Source organism: Rhodoferax bucti (genome assembly GCF_005876985.1).
Lineage (GTDB): Bacteria > Pseudomonadota > Gammaproteobacteria > Burkholderiales > Burkholderiaceae_C > Allorhodoferax > Allorhodoferax bucti.
On record NZ_VAHD01000003.1, the window covers coordinates 344,646 to 364,129 of the forward strand.

At 62.9% G+C, this 19,484-nt stretch carries 18 protein-coding genes; 11 read left to right on the forward strand and 7 right to left on the reverse strand.

The annotated features are described in order from the left end of the window. Nucleotides 1-4: 4 nt before the first annotated feature. The 5 genes from FDM28_RS12630 to FDM28_RS12650 all read left to right on the forward strand — a co-directional run bounded on the left by FDM28_RS12630 (nt 5) and on the right by FDM28_RS12650 (nt 5,920). Entirely contained in the window at nt 5-1,135 is a 1,131-nt protein-coding gene (locus tag FDM28_RS12630) for a succinylglutamate desuccinylase/aspartoacylase family protein (protein ID WP_138515604.1), read from the forward strand. A gap of 53 nt (nt 1,136-1,188) precedes the next feature. Beyond that, on the forward strand, nt 1,189-1,968 hold the full coding sequence (locus FDM28_RS12635) for an ABC transporter ATP-binding protein (protein ID WP_138515606.1): 780 nt from the start codon (nt 1,189-1,191) through the stop codon (nt 1,966-1,968). A gap of 18 nt (nt 1,969-1,986) precedes the next feature. After that, nucleotides 1,987-4,068 (forward strand): PAS domain S-box protein, encoded by a 2,082-nt coding sequence (locus FDM28_RS12640; RefSeq protein WP_138515608.1) that lies wholly within the window; start codon nt 1,987-1,989, stop codon nt 4,066-4,068. Between the two features lie 62 nt (nt 4,069-4,130). After that, nucleotides 4,131-5,039, forward strand: a complete 909-nt coding sequence (locus FDM28_RS12645) for an acyltransferase (RefSeq protein ID WP_138515610.1) — start codon at nt 4,131-4,133, stop codon at nt 5,037-5,039. A 35-nt stretch (nt 5,040-5,074) separates the two neighbouring features. After that, complete coding sequence (locus FDM28_RS12650) at nt 5,075-5,920, forward strand: amidohydrolase family protein (protein ID WP_138515612.1); 846 nt, start codon at nt 5,075-5,077, stop codon at nt 5,918-5,920. On the opposite strand, the gene ybgC is transcribed toward FDM28_RS12650, so the two are convergent. The 6 genes from ybgC to FDM28_RS12680 all read right to left on the reverse strand — a co-directional run bounded on the left by ybgC (nt 5,909) and on the right by FDM28_RS12680 (nt 10,709). Beyond that, nucleotides 5,909-6,322, reverse strand: a complete 414-nt coding sequence (gene ybgC / locus FDM28_RS12655) for a tol-pal system-associated acyl-CoA thioesterase (protein WP_138515614.1) — start codon at nt 6,320-6,322, stop codon at nt 5,909-5,911. The two genes, FDM28_RS12650 and ybgC, sit on opposite strands and share 12 nt — an antisense overlap. Next, complete coding sequence (locus FDM28_RS12660) at nt 6,319-6,789, reverse strand: SRPBCC family protein (protein WP_138515616.1); 471 nt, start codon at nt 6,787-6,789, stop codon at nt 6,319-6,321. Before FDM28_RS12660 ends, ybgC begins: the two co-directional genes overlap by 4 nt. A 12-nt stretch (nt 6,790-6,801) precedes the next feature. After that, entirely contained in the window at nt 6,802-7,551 is a 750-nt protein-coding gene (locus tag FDM28_RS12665) for a sulfite exporter TauE/SafE family protein (protein WP_138515618.1), read from the reverse strand. A gap of 27 nt (nt 7,552-7,578) precedes the next feature. Further along, entirely contained in the window at nt 7,579-9,090 is a 1,512-nt protein-coding gene (locus FDM28_RS12670; RefSeq protein ID WP_138515620.1) for a tripartite tricarboxylate transporter permease, read from the reverse strand. A 23-nt stretch (nt 9,091-9,113) separates the two neighbouring features. After that, on the reverse strand, nt 9,114-9,602 hold the full coding sequence (locus FDM28_RS12675) for a tripartite tricarboxylate transporter TctB family protein (RefSeq protein WP_138515622.1): 489 nt from the start codon (nt 9,600-9,602) through the stop codon (nt 9,114-9,116). A 108-nt stretch (nt 9,603-9,710) separates the two neighbouring features. After that, entirely contained in the window at nt 9,711-10,709 is a 999-nt protein-coding gene (locus FDM28_RS12680) for a Bug family tripartite tricarboxylate transporter substrate binding protein (protein ID WP_138515624.1), read from the reverse strand. 115 nt (nt 10,710-10,824) lie between these two features. Here FDM28_RS12680 and FDM28_RS12685 point away from each other — a divergent pair, with 115 nt between their 5' ends. From FDM28_RS12685 to FDM28_RS12695, 3 genes are read left to right on the forward strand one after another with little or no spacing between them, the layout of a single operon-like run. Then, nucleotides 10,825-11,505, forward strand: a complete 681-nt coding sequence (locus FDM28_RS12685; RefSeq protein ID WP_138515626.1) for a response regulator transcription factor — start codon at nt 10,825-10,827, stop codon at nt 11,503-11,505. Then, the gene (locus tag FDM28_RS12690; protein WP_138515628.1) at nt 11,471-12,850 is read left to right on the forward strand and encodes a sensor histidine kinase; all 1,380 of its coding nucleotides are present in this window, start codon (nt 11,471-11,473) and stop codon (nt 12,848-12,850) included. Before FDM28_RS12685 ends, FDM28_RS12690 begins: the two co-directional genes overlap by 35 nt. Next, nucleotides 12,847-13,854, forward strand: a complete 1,008-nt coding sequence (locus tag FDM28_RS12695; protein ID WP_138515630.1) for a tripartite tricarboxylate transporter substrate binding protein — start codon at nt 12,847-12,849, stop codon at nt 13,852-13,854. The genes FDM28_RS12690 and FDM28_RS12695 overlap by 4 nt, the downstream gene beginning before the upstream one ends. 12 nt (nt 13,855-13,866) lie before the next feature. On the opposite strand, the gene FDM28_RS12700 is transcribed toward FDM28_RS12695, so the two are convergent. Beyond that, entirely contained in the window at nt 13,867-15,030 is a 1,164-nt protein-coding gene (locus FDM28_RS12700; protein WP_138515632.1) for an acyl-CoA dehydrogenase family protein, read from the reverse strand. A 122-nt stretch (nt 15,031-15,152) separates the two neighbouring features. Here FDM28_RS12700 and FDM28_RS12705 point away from each other — a divergent pair, with 122 nt between their 5' ends. The 3 genes from FDM28_RS12705 to FDM28_RS12715 all read left to right on the forward strand — a co-directional run bounded on the left by FDM28_RS12705 (nt 15,153) and on the right by FDM28_RS12715 (nt 19,479). Further along, on the forward strand, nt 15,153-16,358 hold the full coding sequence (locus tag FDM28_RS12705) for an acetyl-CoA C-acetyltransferase (protein WP_138515634.1): 1,206 nt from the start codon (nt 15,153-15,155) through the stop codon (nt 16,356-16,358). A gap of 69 nt (nt 16,359-16,427) precedes the next feature. Then, the gene (locus FDM28_RS12710) at nt 16,428-18,587 is read left to right on the forward strand and encodes a 3-hydroxyacyl-CoA dehydrogenase NAD-binding domain-containing protein (RefSeq protein ID WP_138515636.1); all 2,160 of its coding nucleotides are present in this window, start codon (nt 16,428-16,430) and stop codon (nt 18,585-18,587) included. Nucleotides 18,588-18,591: 4 nt separating this feature from the next. Continuing rightward, nucleotides 18,592-19,479: a lipase family alpha/beta hydrolase gene (locus FDM28_RS12715; protein WP_138515638.1), complete on the forward strand. Its 888-nt coding sequence runs from the start codon at nt 18,592-18,594 to the stop codon at nt 19,477-19,479. The last annotated feature ends 5 nt before the right edge of the window (nt 19,480-19,484 follow it).

The following is a 19,484-nucleotide window of genomic DNA, read 5'->3' on the forward strand; positions in this document are numbered from 1 at the left end:
CACCATGCAACGCAAAGACCACACGCTGCTCTCCAACAGCCTGGGGAGCCACCGCAGCCTGAGCAGTTTTCACTACGGCCAGGCGGGTGCTGCGCCCAAGGTGTACATCCAGGCCAGCCTGCACGCCGAAGAGCTGCCGGGCATGCTGGCCGCCTTCCACTTGCGTGCCCTGCTGGACGGGGCGGAAGCCGCAGGCCGCATCCGGGGTGAAGTCATTCTGGTGCCGGTGGCCAACCCGATTGGGCTGGCCCAGCGCATTGACCACAAACCCATGGGGCGCTTTGAGCTAGACAGCTCGGAGAACTTCAACCGCCACTACCCCGACCTGGCCAAAGAGGTGTTTGACACCGTTAAAACCCAGCTCACGCAGGACGCGGCTGGCAATGTGGCCACCGTGCGTCAGGCCATGGGGCGTTACCTGCAACAGTGGCAACCCGCGACCGAGCTGCAAAGCCTGCGCCGCACCCTGCTGCTGCTGGCACATGATGCCGACCATGTGATTGACCTGCACTGCGACTGCGAAGGCGTGATGCACTTCTACACCGAAGAACCGTGCTGGCCCCAGCTCGAACCCCTGGCCCACCTGCTGCAAGCCCAGGCCATTTTGCTGGCGCGCAACTCAGGCAGTGGCCCATTTGACGAGTGCCTCTCCGGCGCTTGGTGGCAGTTGGCAGACCGTTTGGCCGCCGAAGGCATACAGGTGCCCCTGCCCCAGGGGTGCAACAGCACCACCGTGGAGTTGCGCGGCGAGGCCGACGTGACCCACGCGTGGGCACAAGCAGATGCCCAGGCCGTGTTCGACTTTTTGGTGCACACCGGCACCGTGCAAAGCACGGCACCTGTATCCATCCCCGCACCCGCCGCACAGCCCACGCCGCTGGCGGGTTCTGAAACACTGCGCACGCCGGTACCCGGCGTGGTGGTGTACACCGCAGACGTCGGCCAGACCCTGCAGGTGGGTGATTTGGTGGCCGAAGTCATCAACCCGCTGGAGAACACGCGCCATGCAGTGCATGCCGGTGTTGCTGGTGTTTTTTACGCCCGGGTGCGTGACCGCTACGCCCATGCCGGCGCCGAAATCGGCAAGATTGCCGGCGCTACCGCCTTCCGAACCGGTGAGTTGCTGGGCGCTTGAATGCCATCAAACTAGCCCGCTCACCAGACCGCCCCTGACAAGCCCCATTGACCATGACCGACACCAAGCCCCTCAAACTCCAGGTCGAAAACATCCACAAGCGCTTCGGCAGCAACGAAGTGCTCAAAGGTGTGTCCCTGTCTGCCCATGCCGGCGATGTGATCAGCATCATCGGCAGCTCCGGCTCGGGCAAAAGCACCTTTTTGCGCTGCATCAACATGCTGGAGAAGCCGCACCAGGGGCGCATCAACGTCGCGGGCGAAGAGCTGGCCCTGGTCACCGGCCCCACCGGTGAGCTGGTGGCCAAAGACCCCAAACAACTGCAGCGTCTGCGCACCAAGCTGGCCATGGTGTTCCAGCACTTCAACCTCTGGGCCCACATGACGGTGCTGGAGAACATCATTGAAGTGCCGGTACACGTGCTGGGCGTGCCCAAAGACGAAGCCATTGCCACTGCGCGCAAGTACCTGGCCAAGGTGGGTCTGTCCAATGTGGAAGACCGCTACCCTGCCCACATGAGCGGTGGCCAGCAACAGCGCGTGGCGATTGCGCGCGCCCTGGCGGTGGAGCCTGAGGTGATGCTCTTTGACGAGCCCACCAGCGCACTGGACCCGGAGCTGGTGTCCGAAGTGCTGCGGGTGATGAAGAGCCTGGCCGAGGAAGGCCGCACCATGGTGGTGGTCACCCACGAGATGGGCTTTGCGCGCGAGGTGTCTAACCACCTGATCTTCTTGCACAAAGGCTTGATCGAAGAGCAAGGCCACCCCGCCCAGGTGCTGAGCGCGCCCAAGAGCGAGCGCTTGGCCCAGTTCCTGTCCGGCAGCCTGAAATAAGGGCCGGGAGACGCCCAGGTGCAATCCAGGCCGGAGTCCTCCTCGCTCTTTGAGCATCTGCCGATCGGGGCCTACCGGGTCTCGGTGGAGGGGCACATCCTGCAGGTCAACCAGGCCTTTCTGGAACTGCACCGCCTGAACACCATGGCCCACCTGCATGACATCTTGCAAGGCCGGCCCTTCAATCCCTACGCCAACCCGCTGCGTCACCGCGACTTTGCCCAAGAGATGCAGCGCCACGGCAAGGTGAGCGATTTCGTGTCCGAAATGGTGCGCCTGAGCGACGGCAAGCGCGTCTGGGTACGCGAACATGCCCACGCCCTCACCGACGCACAGGGCCAGGTGCTGCAATACGAAGGCACCATCGAAGACATCACCCTGGAGCGCAAAGCCCGCTCTGCCTTGCGCAAAAGCGAAGCCATGCTGCGCAATGTGCTCCTCACCATTCCCGACCAGATTTGGGTGAAAGACCTGGAGGGGGTGTACGTGACCTGCAACGACGCATTCGCCGCCGCGCTGGGCATGGAGCCGCAGGACGTCATCGGCACCCGCGATGCGCACTGGGTGGACGAGCAAGTGGCCCACGGCTTTTTGCTCTCAGACCAATGGGCGTTGCAAGCCGGGCGCACTGTCACGTTCGAAGAAAACACCGCCACCCAAATCAACCCGCACGGCGCACTTTTTGAAGTCAGCAAGACCCCCATGCGGGATGCGCAGGGCAAAACCATCGGGGTGCTGGGTATTTCCCGCAACATCCAGGCGCGCAAAGACGCCGAAACCCTGCTGCGGGACACCACCGAGCAGCTGGAGCTGGCCATTATGGGCGCCGATTTGGGCCGCTGGGACCACGACCTGAGTGTGGATGCCGGCTACCACATGGATGGTCGCGCCTGCGCCATGCTGGGGCGCCCCGCCTCGGAAACCGACATGGCCCGCGTGTGGAGCCAATTTGTGCATCCCGACGACATGGCCCACGTCGCCCAGGCCCTGCGAAGTCATCTGCAAGGCCATAGCGATGCTTACCAAACCGAGTACCGCGCCCAGCACCGCGATGGCAGCTGGATCTGGCTCAGCAGCCGTGGCAAGGTGGTGCAAATCCGCAAGGACGGCACGCCGCTGCGCATGGTGGGTACGCTGATGGACATCACCAGCCGCAAACGGGCAGAAGAAAACCTGCGCGCCACCCAAGCGGAATTACAGGCCACGCTGGACGCCCTGCCCGACTTGCTGTTCGAGTTCAGCGCCCAAGGGCACTACCGCGCGGTACACAGCCAAAACACGGCCATGCTGCCCCGCTCCCCCGAGATGCTGATAGGTCGCACCATCCAGGAAGTGCTGCCGCGAGAAGCGGCGGCGGCCTGCATGTCGGCGCTGCACGAGGCAGCCCACGAAGGTCGCTCGGACGGCATGCAATACAGCCTGGAGCTGCCTGCGGGCAAGCTGTGGTTTGAGCTCTCGGTCGTGCGCAAGCCGGCGGTGGGCGATGAAGAGCTCCGGTTTATTGCCATTGCCCGCGACATCACCGAGCGCAAACAGGCGGAAGAGGCCATACGCCACCTCGCCTTCCACGACACGCTGACTGGCCTGCCCAACCGGCGTTTGTTGATGGACCGCTTGCAGATTGCGATCGGCCACAGCCAGCGCAACCAGGAGCATGGCGCGCTGATGTTTCTGGACCTGGACCGTTTCAAAGAGCTCAACGACACCCGCGGACACGACATGGGCGACCTGCTGCTGCAAGAGGTCGCGCGGCGCTTGCAAAACGGCATCCGTGCGGTCGACACCGTGGCCCGCCTGGGCGGTGATGAGTTTGTGGTGCTCATCCAGAACCTCGGGGCCGACCTCGAGGGCGCACGCCTGCATGCCTCCATGGTGGGCTCCAAAATTCTGGCGAGCCTGAACGAAACCTACCTGCTCAAAGACACGCCGCACACCACCACACCGAGCATCGGGGTTACCTTGTTTGCGGGGGCGCCCACCACGTCTTCCGAAGTACTGAAAAAAGCCGACGTGGCCATGTACTGCGCCAAGCAGCGGGGGCGCAACAACGTCTGCTTTTACGAAGAAATACCGCCCCTAGCGCCCGCCAAATCTGCGTGAGCAGCTATTGATTTCATAGCGCAAAGCAGCTCCCTTGTGCAACTGCTTCCACTGAGGTTTGTATGCTGAACTTTCTTCCCCCGCTCTTGGTTGGCTGCATAGCCAGCTTGCTGCTGGTCATCAATATTTTCTTCTGGGTGCCCATTCTGCTGGTGTTGGCGGCCATCAAGCTACTGCTGCCGTTGAGAGCCGTGCGGCTGCGGCTAGACCCCGTCATCCTGGCGATTGCAGAGGGATGGATCAGCTGCAACAGCGGCTGGATGGCCCTGACGCAGCGCACCGTGTGGGACGTGCAGGGCTTGGACGGCCTGCGGGCAGACAGCTGGACCATGGTTAGCAGCAACCACCAAAGCTGGGTCGACATTTTTGTGCTGCAGCACCTGCTGAACCGGCGCATTCCCTTGCTCAAGTTTTTCCTCAAGCAGCAGCTGATCTGGGTGCCGGTGATGGGCCTGGCCTGGTGGGCCCTGGAGTTTCCGTTCATGCGCCGGCACAGCGAAGCCTATTTAAAGAAGCACCCCGAGATGCGGGGCAAAGACCAGGAGACCACCCGCAAGGCGTGCGAAAAGTTTGCGCTGATTCCCACCAGCGTGATGAACTTTCTGGAGGGCACGCGCTTCACCCCCGCCAAACACGCCCGCCAGCAATCGCCCTACCCGCACCTGCTCAAGCCCAAAGCCGGCGGCTTGGCCCTGGCGCTGCAGGCCATGGGGAGCAAGTTTCACAGCATTCTGGATGTGACGATTTATTACCCCGACGGCATTCCCACCTTCTGGGATTTTTTGTGCGGACGGGTGCGTCGTGTTGTGGTCCGTGCCCGGTCTGTGCCCGTACCGGCGGCCTTGTGCCTGGGCGATTACGGCCAGGACGCCGCATTCCGCGCCGACTTTGCCGCCTGGGTTGCCGCACTGTGGCAAGAAAAAGAAGCCACCCTGACAGCGCTGGAGCAGCAGTATCCGCGTCAACGCTAGCCGCAGCCCACTGCGACGAATCAGAACACACCCCTATGCACCTCTTTGAGCTACCGAAAATCGACAGCCACTGCCATGTGTTTGAGCCGGCACGTTTTCCCTACGGCCAGGATATCGCCTACCACCCCAGCGGCCACGAACTGGGCACAGCAGATTACTTCACCCACGTGTTGCAAGCCTACGGTGTGCGGCACGCTGTGTTGGTAGGCCCCAATTCCGGTTATGGGCTGGACAATCGCTGTTTGCTCGACGCTATCGCACTTGGGGAAGGCCGCTTCAAAGGCATCGCCGTCGTGCCCAATGGCGCGACATCCCATGAGCTGCGCGGATTACGGGACGCCGGCATCTTGGGTGTGGCATTCAACGTAGCACTGCATGGCTTCGGGTATTACGCCGACATCGAGCCACTGCTGCACCGGTTGGCCAGCCTGGACATGTGGGCTCAAATTCAGGTCACCAAAGACCAGCTGCTCGACCTGCTCCCCATGATTCAAACCACTGGCGTCAAGGTATTGATCGACCACTGCGGGCGCCCGGACCTGAAAGACGGCCCCCACAGCCCGGGACAGCGCGCACTGGAACAGCTGGCGTCTGACGGCAAATCGGTGATCAAGCTCTCGGGCTTTGCCAAGTTTTCAGAGCAAGCCTACCCGTTTGAGGATAGCCGGCAGCACGCCCAGCGCATGCATGCCGTGTTTGGTGCCGACCGCTGCCTGTGGGCGTCTGACTGGCCCTTTTTGCGGGCACCCTACCGCATGGACTACGGCACCCTGCTGCAACTGGCAGCCCAATGGTTTGGGCCAGAGGACCTGCAAAAAATGATGTGGGACAACCCGGTCCGCCTGTTCGGCTTTGGGCCGGCGCAGGGCTCAGGCAGCTGAATCGGCCACCGAAAGCGCGGCCAGCACCTGCTTCGGTATGCGGCAGGGTTTCAAGCTGGCAGCCTGCACGCAGCCAATGCGGATACGGCCTTGCGCCAACAAGGTATCCCCACGCCACGCCTCTTGCGCAATCACCATGCTGGCGGCGCCCTGTTCTTCAACACGTACGGTGATGTGCAGCATGTCGTCCAGCTTTGCGGCGCTGAGGTAACGGGTGCTAACTTCCGCCACCACAAACATGGCACCGGTGTCCTCACGCAGTTGTTGTTGACCCACCCCTGCGGCCCGTAACCATTCGGTGCGGGCACGCTCAAAAAACTTCAGGTAATTGGCATAGAACACCACGCCGCCAGCGTCGGTGTCTTCCCAGTACACCCGGACCGGAAAACCAAATGCATTCATAAGCTGGTAGCCAAGGCCTCCAGTTGTCGGGCAGCAGCCGCCCACCCTTCATGAAAGCCCATGGCCTCGTGCTGTTTCTGGTCGGCTTCCGACCAATGCAGCGCGCGTGCCAGGTAGTGGGTACCGCCCTCCGGGGCATCCGACAGCGTAATTTCCCCCACCATGAACGGTTTGCCACTGGGCACCCAGGCACTGACAAAGGCGTCCGTAAACACCAGTTGGCGGCCCGTGTCCACTGTCAGAAACACACCGGCGTTCGGCGCTTGCTCACCATTAGGCCCCACCATATGGGTGAAAAAACGGCCTCCCGCATGCAACTCGATCTCCGCATGGCTCACACCCCAAGGCTTGGGGCAAAACCACTGGCACAACAAGGCGGGCTCTGTCCAGCAGCGCCACACTGCGGCGCGCGGCGCAACCAAGGTGCGCTCTAACGTCAATGCGAATTCGGGAGAGTGTGTGGACATCGGTGCACTCCTTCAATGGGCCACAAACAAGGCGTCCACAATCAATTTGACAGACACCACAAACAAACTCACTTGCACGATACGGTAGAACCACTGGTCTGCCAATCGGCGGGTCAGGTACACACCAAGCACCGCACCGACCAGCGCAAACGGCACCAGCCACGCCGCATAGTGCAGCGACTCGCCAGAGTACGGCCGCAGGTTTTGGTAGGGGATGATTTTGGCCGCGTTAATCACCGCGAACACAATGGTGGAGGTGCCGGCAAACGCCGCTTTGGGCAGCTTTTGCGGCAGCATGTAAACCTGATACGGCGGTGCACCCGCGTGGGAAATAAAGCTGGTGAAACCAGCCAACATGCCCCAAAACCAGCCCTTGCCGGTACGCGGCGGCTGGGCCACTGCCGAACTCTGATCGCGCAGCCACAGGTTCAGGCAGAAGCCGACCCCCACCAGGCCAATCATGAGCATGATGGCCCGATCCGACACCATGGAAGCAGTGGCCCATCCCACGCCCACACCCGCGATACCGGCGGGAATCAATATTTTCAAATTGGTTGCGCTGTAGACATGTCGGTACAGCCACACACCGGCCACGTCTGAGATCACAAAAATCGGCAGCAAAAGCACCGCCGCTTGCACCGGTGACATGGCCATGGAAAGAATCGGTACGGCCAGCATGCCGACTGCGGGTAAACCACCTTTGGACAGGCCCACCAGAAAAGCTGCCAAGCCCGCCAAAAGAAACAATGCATCAAACGTCATGCGGCGATGATAGTGGCCGCCGCCACCTCAATCCTCCACAAAAGCCTCCTCGCGCTTAGCCTTGACAGAAGGCAGCAGCACAATCACCAGAAGCGCCAGAGCCGCCACCAACAGGCTCGCAGACAGCGGCCGTGTCACAAACACACTCCAGTCCCCGCGGGACAGCAAGAGCGCCCGGCGCAGATACTCCTCCATCATCGGCCCCAGAATGAAGCCCAAGAGCAGCGGAGCAGGCTCCGTCCCCAGCTTGATGAAGAGATAGCCAATCACCCCGAACAAGCCCACCATCCAGATATCGAAGGTGTTGTTGTTGGTCGAATACACCCCGATCGCACAGAACAGCACGATGGAGGGAAAGAGCCAGCGGTAAGGCACGGTCAAGAGCTTGATCCAGATACCGATGAGCGGCAGGTTCAGGATCACCAGCATCAGGTTGCCGATCCACATGGAGGCAATCAGACCCCAGAAGAGCTCGGGGTTACTCGTCATCACCTGCGGTCCGGGCTGGATGTTGTGGATGGTCATCGCACCCACCATCAAAGCCATCACCGCATTGGGGGGGATACCCAGGGTCAGCAAGGGAATGAAAGACGTCTGGCTTCCTGCGTTGTTGGCCGCTTCAGGTGCTGCTACCCCACGGATGTTGCCCTTGCCGAAAGGTACTTCACCGGGGTTGAGCTTGGTCTTCTTCTCCAGGGTGTAGGCCGCAAAGGCCGCCATCACCGCACCGCCACCTGGCAGGATACCCAGCAAGGAGCCTAAAGCAGTACCCCGCAGAACCGCAGGAAACATGTTCTTGAAGTCTTCCTTGGTGGGCAAGAGACCGGAGACGGAGGCCGAGAAGACTTCACGTTCACTCTCGCTCTTGGCCAGGTTGCTGATGATTTCTCCGTAGCCGAACACGCCCATGGCGATCACGATGAAGCCGATACCGTCGGTGAGTTCCGGAATATCAAAGCTGAAACGGGCCACCCCGGAGTTCACATCGGTGCCCACCATGCCCAGCAAGAGACCCAGAACAATCATGGCAATGGCCTTGAGCAAGGAGCCCGAAGCCAGCACCACTGCACCGATCAGGCCCAGAATCATCAGGCTGAAGTATTCGGCAGGGCCGAACTTGAAGGCCAGTTCGGTCAAGGGGCCTGCAAAGGCCGCCAGGATCAAGGTACCCACGCAACCGGCGAAGAAGGAACCCAGGCCGGCAGCTGCCAGCGCAGGACCGGCTCGCCCGTTACGGGCCATCTGGTAGCCGTCAATCACCGTGACCACCGAGGAAGACTCGCCGGGCAGGTTCACCAGAATGGCGGTAGTGGATCCACCGTACTGGGCGCCGTAGTAGATACCGGCGAGCATGATCAAGGCCGCCACAGGAGGCAAGGCATAGGTAGCGGGCAAGAGCATGGCGATGGTGGCCAAGGGGCCGATGCCGGGGAGTACCCCGATCAAAGTGCCCAGCAGACAGCCGATGAAGGCGTAGATCAGGTTCTGGCCGGTGAAGGCCACACCAAAACCTAAGGAGAGGTGTTCAAAGAGTTCCATGGTGCAGTCTCAGTAGGCGGTGATCAGGCGGTGAAGTACGCAGGCCAGACGGGGAACTGCAGCTTGAGGAGGAGGATGAAGGCAACAAAACTCAGTGCGGCCAGGATGGTGGCAAGAACCGCCACTTCCTTGAAGTTGTGTTCTTCACCGGCGTGGCTGGCGATGTAGGTGAGCAAATAGATGCCTACGATCAGGCCCAGAGGTTTCAAGCCAATGATGGGCAGGCCACCGATGCAGGCGCCGAACACGAGGTTGGCGGCAATGATGAAGAAGAGCGGCTTCCAAGCGAATTTGCCTATTTTGTCGCCATCCGGCGTGGGGGTGAGCATGCTCTTAGCTGCGATGGCACAGCCCAGTACGGTAAGCATCAGCCCCAGGATGAGCGGGAAGTAGCCCGGGCCCATGCGCGCGCCGGTGCCGATCTGGTAGCCGCTGGCGCCCATGGCAAAGCTGCCACCGACCACGCTGAACATCAGGCCGGAGTAGAAGTCTTTTTGGCTGTGAAGAATCACATTCAACCTTTGAAATAAAAAACAATGCATCCGTGCCCATGTCGGGCACGCACCCACAGCAGCCCGAAATCGGGCTGCTGCTTATGGAAGAACGGGGGGAGGAAGAGCTCAGCTCAAACCATCGGGCTTGATCTGGGCGCGCTCGATCACAGCCTTCCAGCGGACTTTCTCGGCCTTGATAAAGGTGTCGAACTCTTTGCCTGTGTTGCCGACAGCCAAGGCGGTCTCTTGGGAGAGCTTGTCTTTCACTGCGGTACCACGCGCCGCCTTGATGGCCTCGGCCTCAAGCTTGTCGATGTTCGGCTTGGCCCATTTTTTGGGTGCCAGCAGGCCGTACCACTGGGTCATCTCAAAGCCCTTGTAGCCCTGCTCGGCCACGGTGGGCACATCCGGCAACTGGGGCAGCCGCTCAGAAGTACCCGTGGCTATGCACCGCAGCTTGCCCGCCTTGATGAACGCCAGCAATGCTGGCGCCCCCACCGAAGCCGCCTGCAAGCGCCCTGCCATCAAGTCAGTCAGCATGGGGCCGGTGCCACGGTAAGGCACATGCAACATGAAGGTACCGCTGACCATCTTGAGGTACTCAAACGCCAGATGCCCCGCGCTGCCATTGCCTGCCGAGCCATAGTTCAGCTGACCGGGCCGCGCCTTGGCATAGGCCACAAAGTCCTTGAGGTTGTGGATGGGCAGCTCCGGGTGCACCACATAGAGGCTGGGCACTTTGGAAATCAGTGTGACCGGGGCGAAGTCACGGTCGGCGTCATAGGGCAGCTTGGGGAAGATAAAGGGGTTCACCGCCAAGGTGCCGATATGCCCGAGGATGAAAGAATGCTCGTCGCTGTTGTTGGCCACTTCCTGCATGGCAATGTTGCCCGCTGCGCCCGGCTTGTTTTCCACAAACACGTTCTGGCCTATGGTTTTGGCCATTTCGCCCGCAATCGCACGCGCCACAATTTCGGAGCTGCCCCCGGGCGCAAACGGCACCACCAGCCGCAACGGCTTGTTGGGCCAGGTGCCTTGTGCAAAGGCGGGCGGCAGCCAAAGGCTGGCGGCGGCTGCGGCACCAGTACCCAGCCAATGGCGACGGTTAAGGGAAAAATCAGTCATGTCGGTCTCCTTGTTATGGTGAGAATCAAAAAACACTTGCGGCCCGCATGATGCAAGCGCCAACCTAACAACTTCCTATCAAGACCGCCGCAAGGGCTGACCCATAATCCGGCGCATGCATATCCTGTTGGCAGAGGACGAACACAGCTTGGGCGAGTGGCTCAGCAAAGCCCTGGAGCAGAGCGGCCACCGGGTCGATTGGCGCAACGACGGCCGCTTGGTCGCCCAGGCCCTGAGCGACACCGACTACGACGCCCTGGTGCTGGACCTCGGCCTGCCCGGACGCAGCGGCACCGAAATCTTGCGCAGCCTGCGCAGCCAGGACAACCGCCTGCCCGTGCTGGTACTCACCGCGCGCGATTCCCTCACCGAGCGCGTCAACACGCTGAACCAGGGGGCGGACGATTTCCTCGCCAAGCCCTTTGCACTGGCCGAGCTGGAGGCCCGCCTCACGGCCTTGGTGCGGCGCGCACGCGGCAGCGAACACCCCCGCTTCGCCTGCGGCCCCCTCGCCCTCGACACCGTGACCCGCCAGTTCACCCTGGAGGGCAGCACCCTCTCACTGTCGCCCCGTGAACATGCACTGCTCAAGGCCCTCATCATGCGCAGCGGGGAACCCCTGTCGCGCCAGCAGGTGATGGACCGCATCTTCAGCGACGAGTCCGATGTGCAACCCAGCGCCATCGACATGCTGCTGCACCGCCTGCGCAAACGCCTGGAGTACAGCGGCGTGCGCATCCACACCTACCGGGGACTGGGCTATGTTCTGGAATCGGATTCACCAGGCCAGTCTTAAAGTCCGCCTGCTCGTCCTGCTGCTGCCCGCAATGGCACTGGTGACTGCGAGCAACTTGTGGATGACCCGCAGCGATGCCGCAGCTGCAGCCAATGCCGCGTACGACCGCTCGCTCCTGGGTGCCATCAAGGCGCTGGACCTGAACATCTCCACCGTGTCCGGCGGGCTGGCAGTCGAGCTGCCTTACCGTTTGTTTGAATTTTTCCAGCTCACCGCCACCGGCAGTGTGTACTTCCGGGTCGCCACGGCGGATGGTCTGGTGGAAATAGGCAACCCGGACCTCCCGGCGCCACCGTTTCCACTGCGGCCGGGGCACCCGCAGTTTTACGATGCACGCTACTTCGGCGAGACCGTGCGCGTAGGCGCCTTCATGCGCCCGCTGGCGCAAGCCCTGGAGAGTTCGGACAGCGGGTTTGTCGTCATCCAGGTGGCCGAGAGCACGGCGTCCCGCGAGCAGTTCACCGCCGGTTTTTTACAACGCAGCCTGCTGCGCGACATCGCGTTTCTGGCCGCCATGGTGCTGGTGGTGCTCGTCGGGCTGCCGCTGGCCCTGCGCCCGCTGTCCCGCCTAGCCCGCCAAACGGCGGAGCGCCGTGCCGACGATTTGCGCCCCCTGTCGGTGCAAGACTTGCCCAGTGATGTGCGCCCCTTGGTCGACGCCATCAACCAACAATTGCAACGCACCGACGAGCTCATGGCCGAACAACGTGGCTTTGTAGACGATGCATCGCACCAACTGCGCACCCCCTTGAGCGTGCTGCGCGCGCAGCTGGACTACATCTTGCGGGAGCGCGATCCGGCGGCCAAGGCACTGGCGCTGCGGGCTTTGTCTGATGCACTGGAGGCCGCCATCCGGGCCACCAACCAACTGCTGGCACTGGCCCGCAGTGACACCGGGCTGGCCCAATCCGAGCAGTTTGACCTTGGTGCGCTGACACGCGAAGTGGCCATGGAGTTGATGCCCCTGGCCCGCGAACGCGGGGTGGACTTGGGCGTGGAGGCGCCGGAGGCCGCACTGCCCTGCACGGGCGACCGCGGCTTGCTGCGCCAAGCCCTGCTCAATCTGACCCACAACGCCATTCAGCACGGGCGCGACCACGGCACCGTCACCCTGCTTGCCGCCCACAGCGCAACGGAATACCAACTACAAGTCATGGACGATGGAGATGGCATGGATGCAGACCTGCTGGCACGCGTAGGCCAACGCTTTGTCAAAGGACGCCACAGCAAGGGCTCGGGCCTGGGCATGGCCATCGCCCGCTCGGTGGTGGAAGCCCACGGCGGGCAACTCAGCGTCACCCTGTTGCACCCCGGCCTGTGCGCCACCCTGAGGTGGCCGGCATGAAGCGCTTTGCTCCACCCTACGTGGCATGTGCGCTGGTATGGCTAGGGGCCTGCGTCGGTACTGCCCACGCTGCGAGTGCCGACGGGCGGCGCTGCGTAGCCCCCGCCAAACCGGGGGGAGGCTTCGACCTGACCTGCCAGCTCACCCGGGACATGCTCGCCCAAGCCACCGGCGGCCGTGCGCCCTTGACGATTGCCTACCAACCCGGAGGCATAGGCGCGCTGGCCTTCAAAGCCACGGTCAACCAAGCGGCGCCGGATGGCAAAACGGTGGTGGCATTTTCTTCCGGCTCCCTGCTGAACCTGGCCCAAAACCGCTTCGGCCCCTACACCACGCGCAGCGTGCGCTGGGTGGCCGCCGTGGGCATGGACTATGGCGTGGTGGCGGTCTCGCGTGAGTCCCCCTACAAATCGCTGCCACAGCTTTTGGAGGCGTTGCGCGCGCAGCCGGCCGGCATCGTCTTTGGTGCGGGCGGCTCTATTGGTAGCCAGGACTGGATGAAAGCCGCCCTGCTCGCCCGCGCAGCCGGTGTCAGCCACAAGGTGATGCGTTTTGTGGCGTTTGAAGGGGGTGGCGAAGCGCTCTCCGCACTGGGCGACAACCATGTGCAAGTGCTGGCCGGCGACGCCGCCGAGGTGGGCCGCCAGATCGAGCAAGGCGTGGCGGTGCGCGTGTTGGCGGTACTGGCCGACAAACGGCTCGGCGGACGCTGGGCCAGCGTGCCCACGGCGCGCGAGCAGGGCTACGACATGGTGTGGCCCATCCTGCGCGGTCTTTACATGGCGCCAGGGGCTCCGGAGCGCGAGTACAAAGAGTGGGTGGACGCCCTCGGCAAAGCCGCCAACCAGCCGGCCACCGCACGCGCCCTGGCCCGGGCCGGCATGAACCCGGTGTGGCTCACCGGGCGCCCGCTGGAGCAAGCGGTGGACGAGCAAGTCACCCAATACCGCCAGCTGGCCGCCGAATTCGGCCTCGCCCCGCGCGCCAATGCCACACCGCCCTGACGGCCGCCTCGCTTATCGTGCGCCCAAGCCCATGGACCGCGTGATCACTTCTTTCATGATCTCGTTGGTGCCGCCATAAATGCGCTGCACGCGGGCATCGGCATAGGCGCGGGCAATCGGGTACTCCCACATATAGCCGTAGCCACCAAACAGCTGAACGCATTCGTCCATCACCTTGCATTGCAGGTCGGTGGTCCAGTACTTGGCCATGCTGGCCGTGGCGGTGTCGAGCTTGTCCTGGCAAATCAGCTCGCAGCATTTGTCCACAAATACGCGGGCCACCTGCACCTCCGTCTGCAGCTCCGCCAGGGTGAAGCGGGTGTTCTGAAAGCTGGCCACCGGTTGGCCAAACACCTTGCGCTCTTTCACGTAGTCCACTGTCCAGTCGATGGCCGCTTGGGCCGAGGCAACGGCACCAATCGCAATCTGCAAGCGCTCCCAGGGCAGCTGCTCCATGAGGCAGATAAAACCCCGGTTTTCATGCGCTTTGCCGCCCAGCAAGTGCTCAGGGCCCAGCTTCACGTTGTCAAAAAACAGCTCGGAGGTGTCTTGTGCCTTCATGCCCACTTTTTTGAGGCGCTTGCCCACACTAAAGCCCGACATGCCGCGCTCCACCAGCATCAGGCTGGTGCCTTTGCCGCCTGCCGCCGGGTTGGTCTTGGCGACCACGACCACCAAGTCCGCGTGCCAGCCGTTGGTGATGAAGGTCTTGCTGCCGTTGAGCACATAGCTGCCGTCAGCCTGCTCCAAGGCAGTAGCCTTGATGCCCTGCAAGTCTGAGCCCGCGGCGGGCTCGCTCATGGCAATAGCGCCCACCATTTCCCCGCTGGCGAGTTTGGGCAGGTAGCGGGCCTTCTGCGCCTCGGTGCCGTAGTGGAGGATGTAGGGCGCCACAATTTCGCTGTGCAGCCCGAAGCCTATGCCCGTGGTGCCGGCACGCGCCAGCTCTTCCATCTGCACCACCGAATACAGCTTGTCCGCCTCCGAGCCGCCATAGGCCTCGGGCATGGACATGCACAAAAACCCGTTCTCTCCGGCTTTGCGCCACACCTCGCGCGCCACATAACCCTGCTCTTCCCACTCGGCATGGAAGGGGCTGATTTCTTTCTCCACAAATTTGCGGAAGCTGTCGCGGAAGGCTTCGTGGTCGGGGGAAAACAGGCTGCGTTCAATCATGGGGTTTCCTCGGGTCGTTGAATTTATTTTTACAAAGCAAATGCTTGGTGAAATGAATATACTGCATTCCAACTGAAAAAGCAGGCCCTGACCTGCGCCCGCACATCCCGAGGAGACACCCCATGAGCGAAGCATTTGTGTTTGACGCCATCCGCACCCCGCGCGGCAAGGGCAAGAAAGACGGCAGCCTGCACGAGGTCAAGCCCGTCACTCTCTTGGCCGGCCTGCTGACCGACTTGCAGCAGCGCCACGGCTTTGATACGGCTCGTGTGGACGACGTGGTGATGGGCGTGGTCTCCCCCGTGGGCGACCAGGGCGCCGTCATCCCCAAGGTGGCCGCGCTCAAGGCGGGCTGGGACTTCCAGGCCGCGGGCGTGCAGATCAACCGCTTCTGCGCTTCCGGCCTCGAAGCAGTGAATATGGCAGCGCAAAAGGTGCGCTCGGGTTGGGAAGACCTGGTGGTGGCCGGCGGTGTGGAGAGCATGAGCCGCGTGCCGATTGGCTCCGACGGCGGCGCCTGGGCCATGGACCCCGAAACCAATTCGCAAACCCTGTTTGTGCCGCAAGGCATTGGCGCCGACCTGATCGCCACGCTGGAAGGCTTCACCCGCGCCGATGTGGATGCCTACGCGCTCGAGTCCCAGCGCCGCGCCACCAAGGCGCAGGCGGCGGGCTACTTTGATGCGTCCGTACGGCCCGTGAAAGACGCGCTGGGCCAGACCATTCTGGCGCGCGACGAGTTCATCAAACCCGGCACCACGCTGGAAGGACTGGCCGGGCTCAAGCCCGCGTTTGCCGACATGGGCGGCATGGGCTTTGACGCCGTGGCGCTCACGCGTTACCCGCAGGTGGAGCGCATCCACCATGTGCACCATGCGGGTAACTCGTCGGGCATTGTGGACGGCGCAGCCGCCGTGCTGGTGGGCAACGAGGCCGCCGCCAAGGCGCATAAATTGACGCCGCGCGCCCGCATCGTCGCCACCGCGCTGAGCGGTGCCGACCCCGCCATCATGCTCACCGGCCCCATGCCCGCCACGCGCAAGGCACTGGCCAAGGCGGGGCTGACGGTGGACGATATCGACCTGTTTGAGGTGAACGAAGCCTTTGCCGCCGTGGTGATGCGTTTCATGAAAGAGATGAAGGTGCCGCACGACAAGGTGAACGTGAACGGCGGCGCCATAGCCATGGGCCACCCGCTGGGCGCTACCGGCGCCATGATTCTGGGCACGCTGATTGACGAGCTGCACCGCCGCAAGCTGCGCTACGGCCTGGCCACACTGTGTGTGGGCGGCGGCATGGGCATTGCCACCATCATCGAGCGAATTTAAAGCACTTTTGGCCTCTAGCGCCCGTATTCATTGCGTAAGCAGCTCCTAATTCAATAGCATTCACCGACCATGAAAACCATCCGTTACTCCCTGGACGCCGGCATCGCCACCATCACCTTTGACGAGCCGGACTCCCCCGTCAACACCATGTGCCTGCAGTGGCAGGAAGACATGGATGCCGTGGCCGCCCGCGTGCTGCAGGACAAGGACAGCATCACCGGCATCCTGCTGGCGTCCGCCAAGAGCACCTTCTTTGCTGGTGCCGACCTCAAGGCCGCTATGCGCCTGACGCCGGCGGACGCGCCACGCATCTTTGAAGAGATCGAACGTGTCAAAAAGAACTTCCGCACCATCGAGACCTTGGGCAAACCGGTGGTCAGCCTGCTCAACGGCACAGCGCTGGGTGGCGGCTGGGAGGTAGCGCTGGTGGGCCACTACCGCATCGCCGTGGACGACAAGAAGACCCAGTTCGGCCTGCCCGAGGTGACGCTGGGCCTGCTGTCCGGCGCCAGCGGCGTGACCAAGATGACACGCCACCTGGGCCTGATGGGCGCACAGCCCTACCTGGTGGAGGGCAAGACCTTCAGCCCCAGCCAGGCCAAGAGCCTGGGCCTGGTGCACGAGCTGGTAGCGTCTGGCCCCGATGCCGCAGCGGAGATGAAAACCCGGGCCCTGACCTGGATCGCCACCAACCCCAACGCCCAGCACCCTTGGGAAGCCAAGGGCTACAAGGTGCCCGGCGGCCTGCCCTCCTCGCCCGCCGTGGCTGGCATGTTGCCGGTGGTGCCAGCGGTCATCAAGAAGAACACCCGCGGCCTCTACCCCGCGCCCGAAGCCATCATCGCCTGCATGGTGGAAGGCCTGCAGGTGGACCTGGACACCGCGCTGCGCATCGAGAGCCGGTATCTGGCCAAGCTCATGTCCGGCGCGCAGGCCAAGGCCATGATCAACACCTTTTTCTTCAACCTCAACGCCATCAAGAGCGGCCAGAGTCGCCCCGCCGGCGTGCCGCGCTTCAAGCCCGCCAAGGTAGGCCTGCTGGGAGCCGGCATGATGGGCGCGGGCATTGCCTACAGTCAGGCCAGCAAAGGCATTTCCACCGTGCTGAAGGACGTGAGCCAGGAGAAGGCTGACCTAGGCAAAAGCTACAGCGCCAAGATCACCCAGGGCCGCGTGGACAAGGGCCGCATGAAGCCCGAGGCGCAACAGGCCATCCTCGACCTGATCCACCCCACCGGCAGCGCGGCCGACCTGCAGGGCTGCGACCTGATCATCGAAGCCGTGTTTGAGAACCGGGAACTGAAAGCCCGCGTGACACAGGAGGCCGAGCCGCTGCTCGCGCCCGGCGGCTTCTTCGCCTCCAACACCTCCACCCTGCCCATCACCGGTCTGGCCACGGCGAGCGCCAAACCCGAGAAGTTCATCGGCATCCACTTCTTCAGCCCCGTGGACAAGATGAAGCTGGTGGAAATCATCAAGGGCCAACAGACGGACGACGAAACCGTGGCCCGCGCCTACGACTATGTGCAGGCCCTGGGCAAGTTCCCCATCGTGGTGAACGACTCGCGCGGCTTCTTCACCAGCCGCGTGTTTGGCACCTTTGTGATGGAGGGCGCAGCCATGCTGGGCGAAGGCATTCCAGCCGCCGCCATCGAGAACGCCGGCATCCAGTGCGGCATGCCCGTCGGCCCGTTGGCCGTGCTGGATGAAACCGCACTCACGCTGAGCCTGCATGTGATGGAGCAGACCCGCAAAGACTTTGAGGCCGAGGGCAAGACCTACACCGCCACACCGGGCGAACTGGTGGTGGAGACCATGGTCAAGCAGCACAACCGCCCGGGCCGCGCGGGTGGCGCCGGCTTCTACGAATACCCCACAGAGAAAGGTGCCAAGAAGTTTCTGTGGCCTGAACTCAAACCCCTGTTTGAAAAGGCCGATGCCCCCTGGACCATCACCGACCTGAAAGACCGCCTGCTCTACCGCCAGGCGGTGGAGACCGCACGCTGCTTGGCCGAGGGTGTGCTGACCAGCGTGCACGACGCCAACATCGGCTCCATCTTCGGCATCGGCTTTCCGGCGTGGACCGGCGGCGCGCTGCAGTTCATCTACGGCATGGGCATCGAGGTGTTTGAAGCGCGTGCTGCTGCATTGGCCACACAATTTGGAGGCGGTTTTGCCATCAGCGATGATGTGAAACTCGCCGTCCGGCGCTTCCAACCCGTGTACTGAAACTATGCTCGCCCGACTCCTGCAACGCTTTTTATTGGCACTGGCTCTTGCGGGGGCCGGTCTGGCCGTGTTGTGGCACGGCGCTACCGGAGATGTGATGCTGGGCGCGCTGCTCATGCCCTGGCTGGCCGTGGTGCTGGCCACCTCGTACAGCATGCTCAAAAGCCGCGCGCATGATGCGCCAGCGGCCCAGTTTTACCGCGCCTGGTGGGGCGAGACGGTGGCCACCTTCCGGGCCTTTGTGCTGCGCCAGCCCTGGGCAGAGGCCCCGCCCGCCGTGCTGCCGGCGACCGGTGGTACGCCGCAAGTGCCGGTATTGCTGGTGCATGGCTATGTGTGCAACCACCGGCTCTGGGACGATCTGACACCCCGCCTGCGCGAAGCCGGGCATGACGTACTGGCCATCAACCTGGAACCGCTGTTCGTGTCCATCGACCACTACGCGGCGCATATCGAGACTTCGGTGCAGCAACTGCTGCAACACAGCGGCCAAACCCGGGTTGCGCTGGTGGGCCACAGCATGGGCGGCCTGGCTATTCGCGCCTGGATGCGACAGCACGGGAGCGATCGCGTCGCGCGCATCCTGACCCTGGGTACCCCGCACGCCGGCACCAAAGCGGCCAAGAAGAACGCCACCCCCAACGGCCGCCAAATGTTGTGGGACAGCGCCTGGCTCCAAGGCCTGGCGGAATCCGAGTCGCCCGAGCGGCGCGCGCTCCTGCGCATCGCCCTCACCCCGCAAGACAACATTGTGTTTCCACAACGGGCCCAGACGCTGCCCGGCATCACCCCCACGTTATTTGAGGGCCTGGGCCATGTGCAAATGTGCTCCGCACCCGAAGTGATCGACTGGGTGAGCCGCGAACTCCAGCACCTGAACGCCCCTACCTGAACAAC

Coding starts and splice junctions, on each gene's coding strand:
- FDM28_RS12680 (WP_138515624.1), bottom strand. CDS start 10,709: ATGACTGATTTTTCCCTTAACCGTCGCCATTGGCTGGGTACTGGTGCC.
- FDM28_RS12710 (WP_138515636.1), top strand. CDS start 16,428: ATGAAAACCATCCGTTACTCCCTGGACGCCGGCATCGCCACCATCACC.
- FDM28_RS12645 (WP_138515610.1), top strand. CDS start 4,131: ATGCTGAACTTTCTTCCCCCGCTCTTGGTTGGCTGCATAGCCAGCTTG.
- FDM28_RS12700 (WP_138515632.1), bottom strand. CDS start 15,030: ATGATTGAACGCAGCCTGTTTTCCCCCGACCACGAAGCCTTCCGCGAC.
- FDM28_RS12650 (WP_138515612.1), top strand. CDS start 5,075: ATGCACCTCTTTGAGCTACCGAAAATCGACAGCCACTGCCATGTGTTT.
- FDM28_RS12695 (WP_138515630.1), top strand. CDS start 12,847: ATGAAGCGCTTTGCTCCACCCTACGTGGCATGTGCGCTGGTATGGCTA.
- FDM28_RS12660 (WP_138515616.1), bottom strand. CDS start 6,789: ATGTCCACACACTCTCCCGAATTCGCATTGACGTTAGAGCGCACCTTG.
- FDM28_RS12635 (WP_138515606.1), top strand. CDS start 1,189: ATGACCGACACCAAGCCCCTCAAACTCCAGGTCGAAAACATCCACAAG.
- FDM28_RS12690 (WP_138515628.1), top strand. CDS start 11,471: ATGTTCTGGAATCGGATTCACCAGGCCAGTCTTAAAGTCCGCCTGCTC.
- FDM28_RS12705 (WP_138515634.1), top strand. CDS start 15,153: ATGAGCGAAGCATTTGTGTTTGACGCCATCCGCACCCCGCGCGGCAAG.
- FDM28_RS12665 (WP_138515618.1), bottom strand. CDS start 7,551: ATGACGTTTGATGCATTGTTTCTTTTGGCGGGCTTGGCAGCTTTTCTG.
- FDM28_RS12670 (WP_138515620.1), bottom strand. CDS start 9,090: ATGGAACTCTTTGAACACCTCTCCTTAGGTTTTGGTGTGGCCTTCACC.
- FDM28_RS12630 (WP_138515604.1), top strand. CDS start 5: ATGCAACGCAAAGACCACACGCTGCTCTCCAACAGCCTGGGGAGCCAC.
- FDM28_RS12715 (WP_138515638.1), top strand. CDS start 18,592: ATGCTCGCCCGACTCCTGCAACGCTTTTTATTGGCACTGGCTCTTGCG.
- ybgC (WP_138515614.1), bottom strand. CDS start 6,322: ATGAATGCATTTGGTTTTCCGGTCCGGGTGTACTGGGAAGACACCGAC.
- FDM28_RS12685 (WP_138515626.1), top strand. CDS start 10,825: ATGCATATCCTGTTGGCAGAGGACGAACACAGCTTGGGCGAGTGGCTC.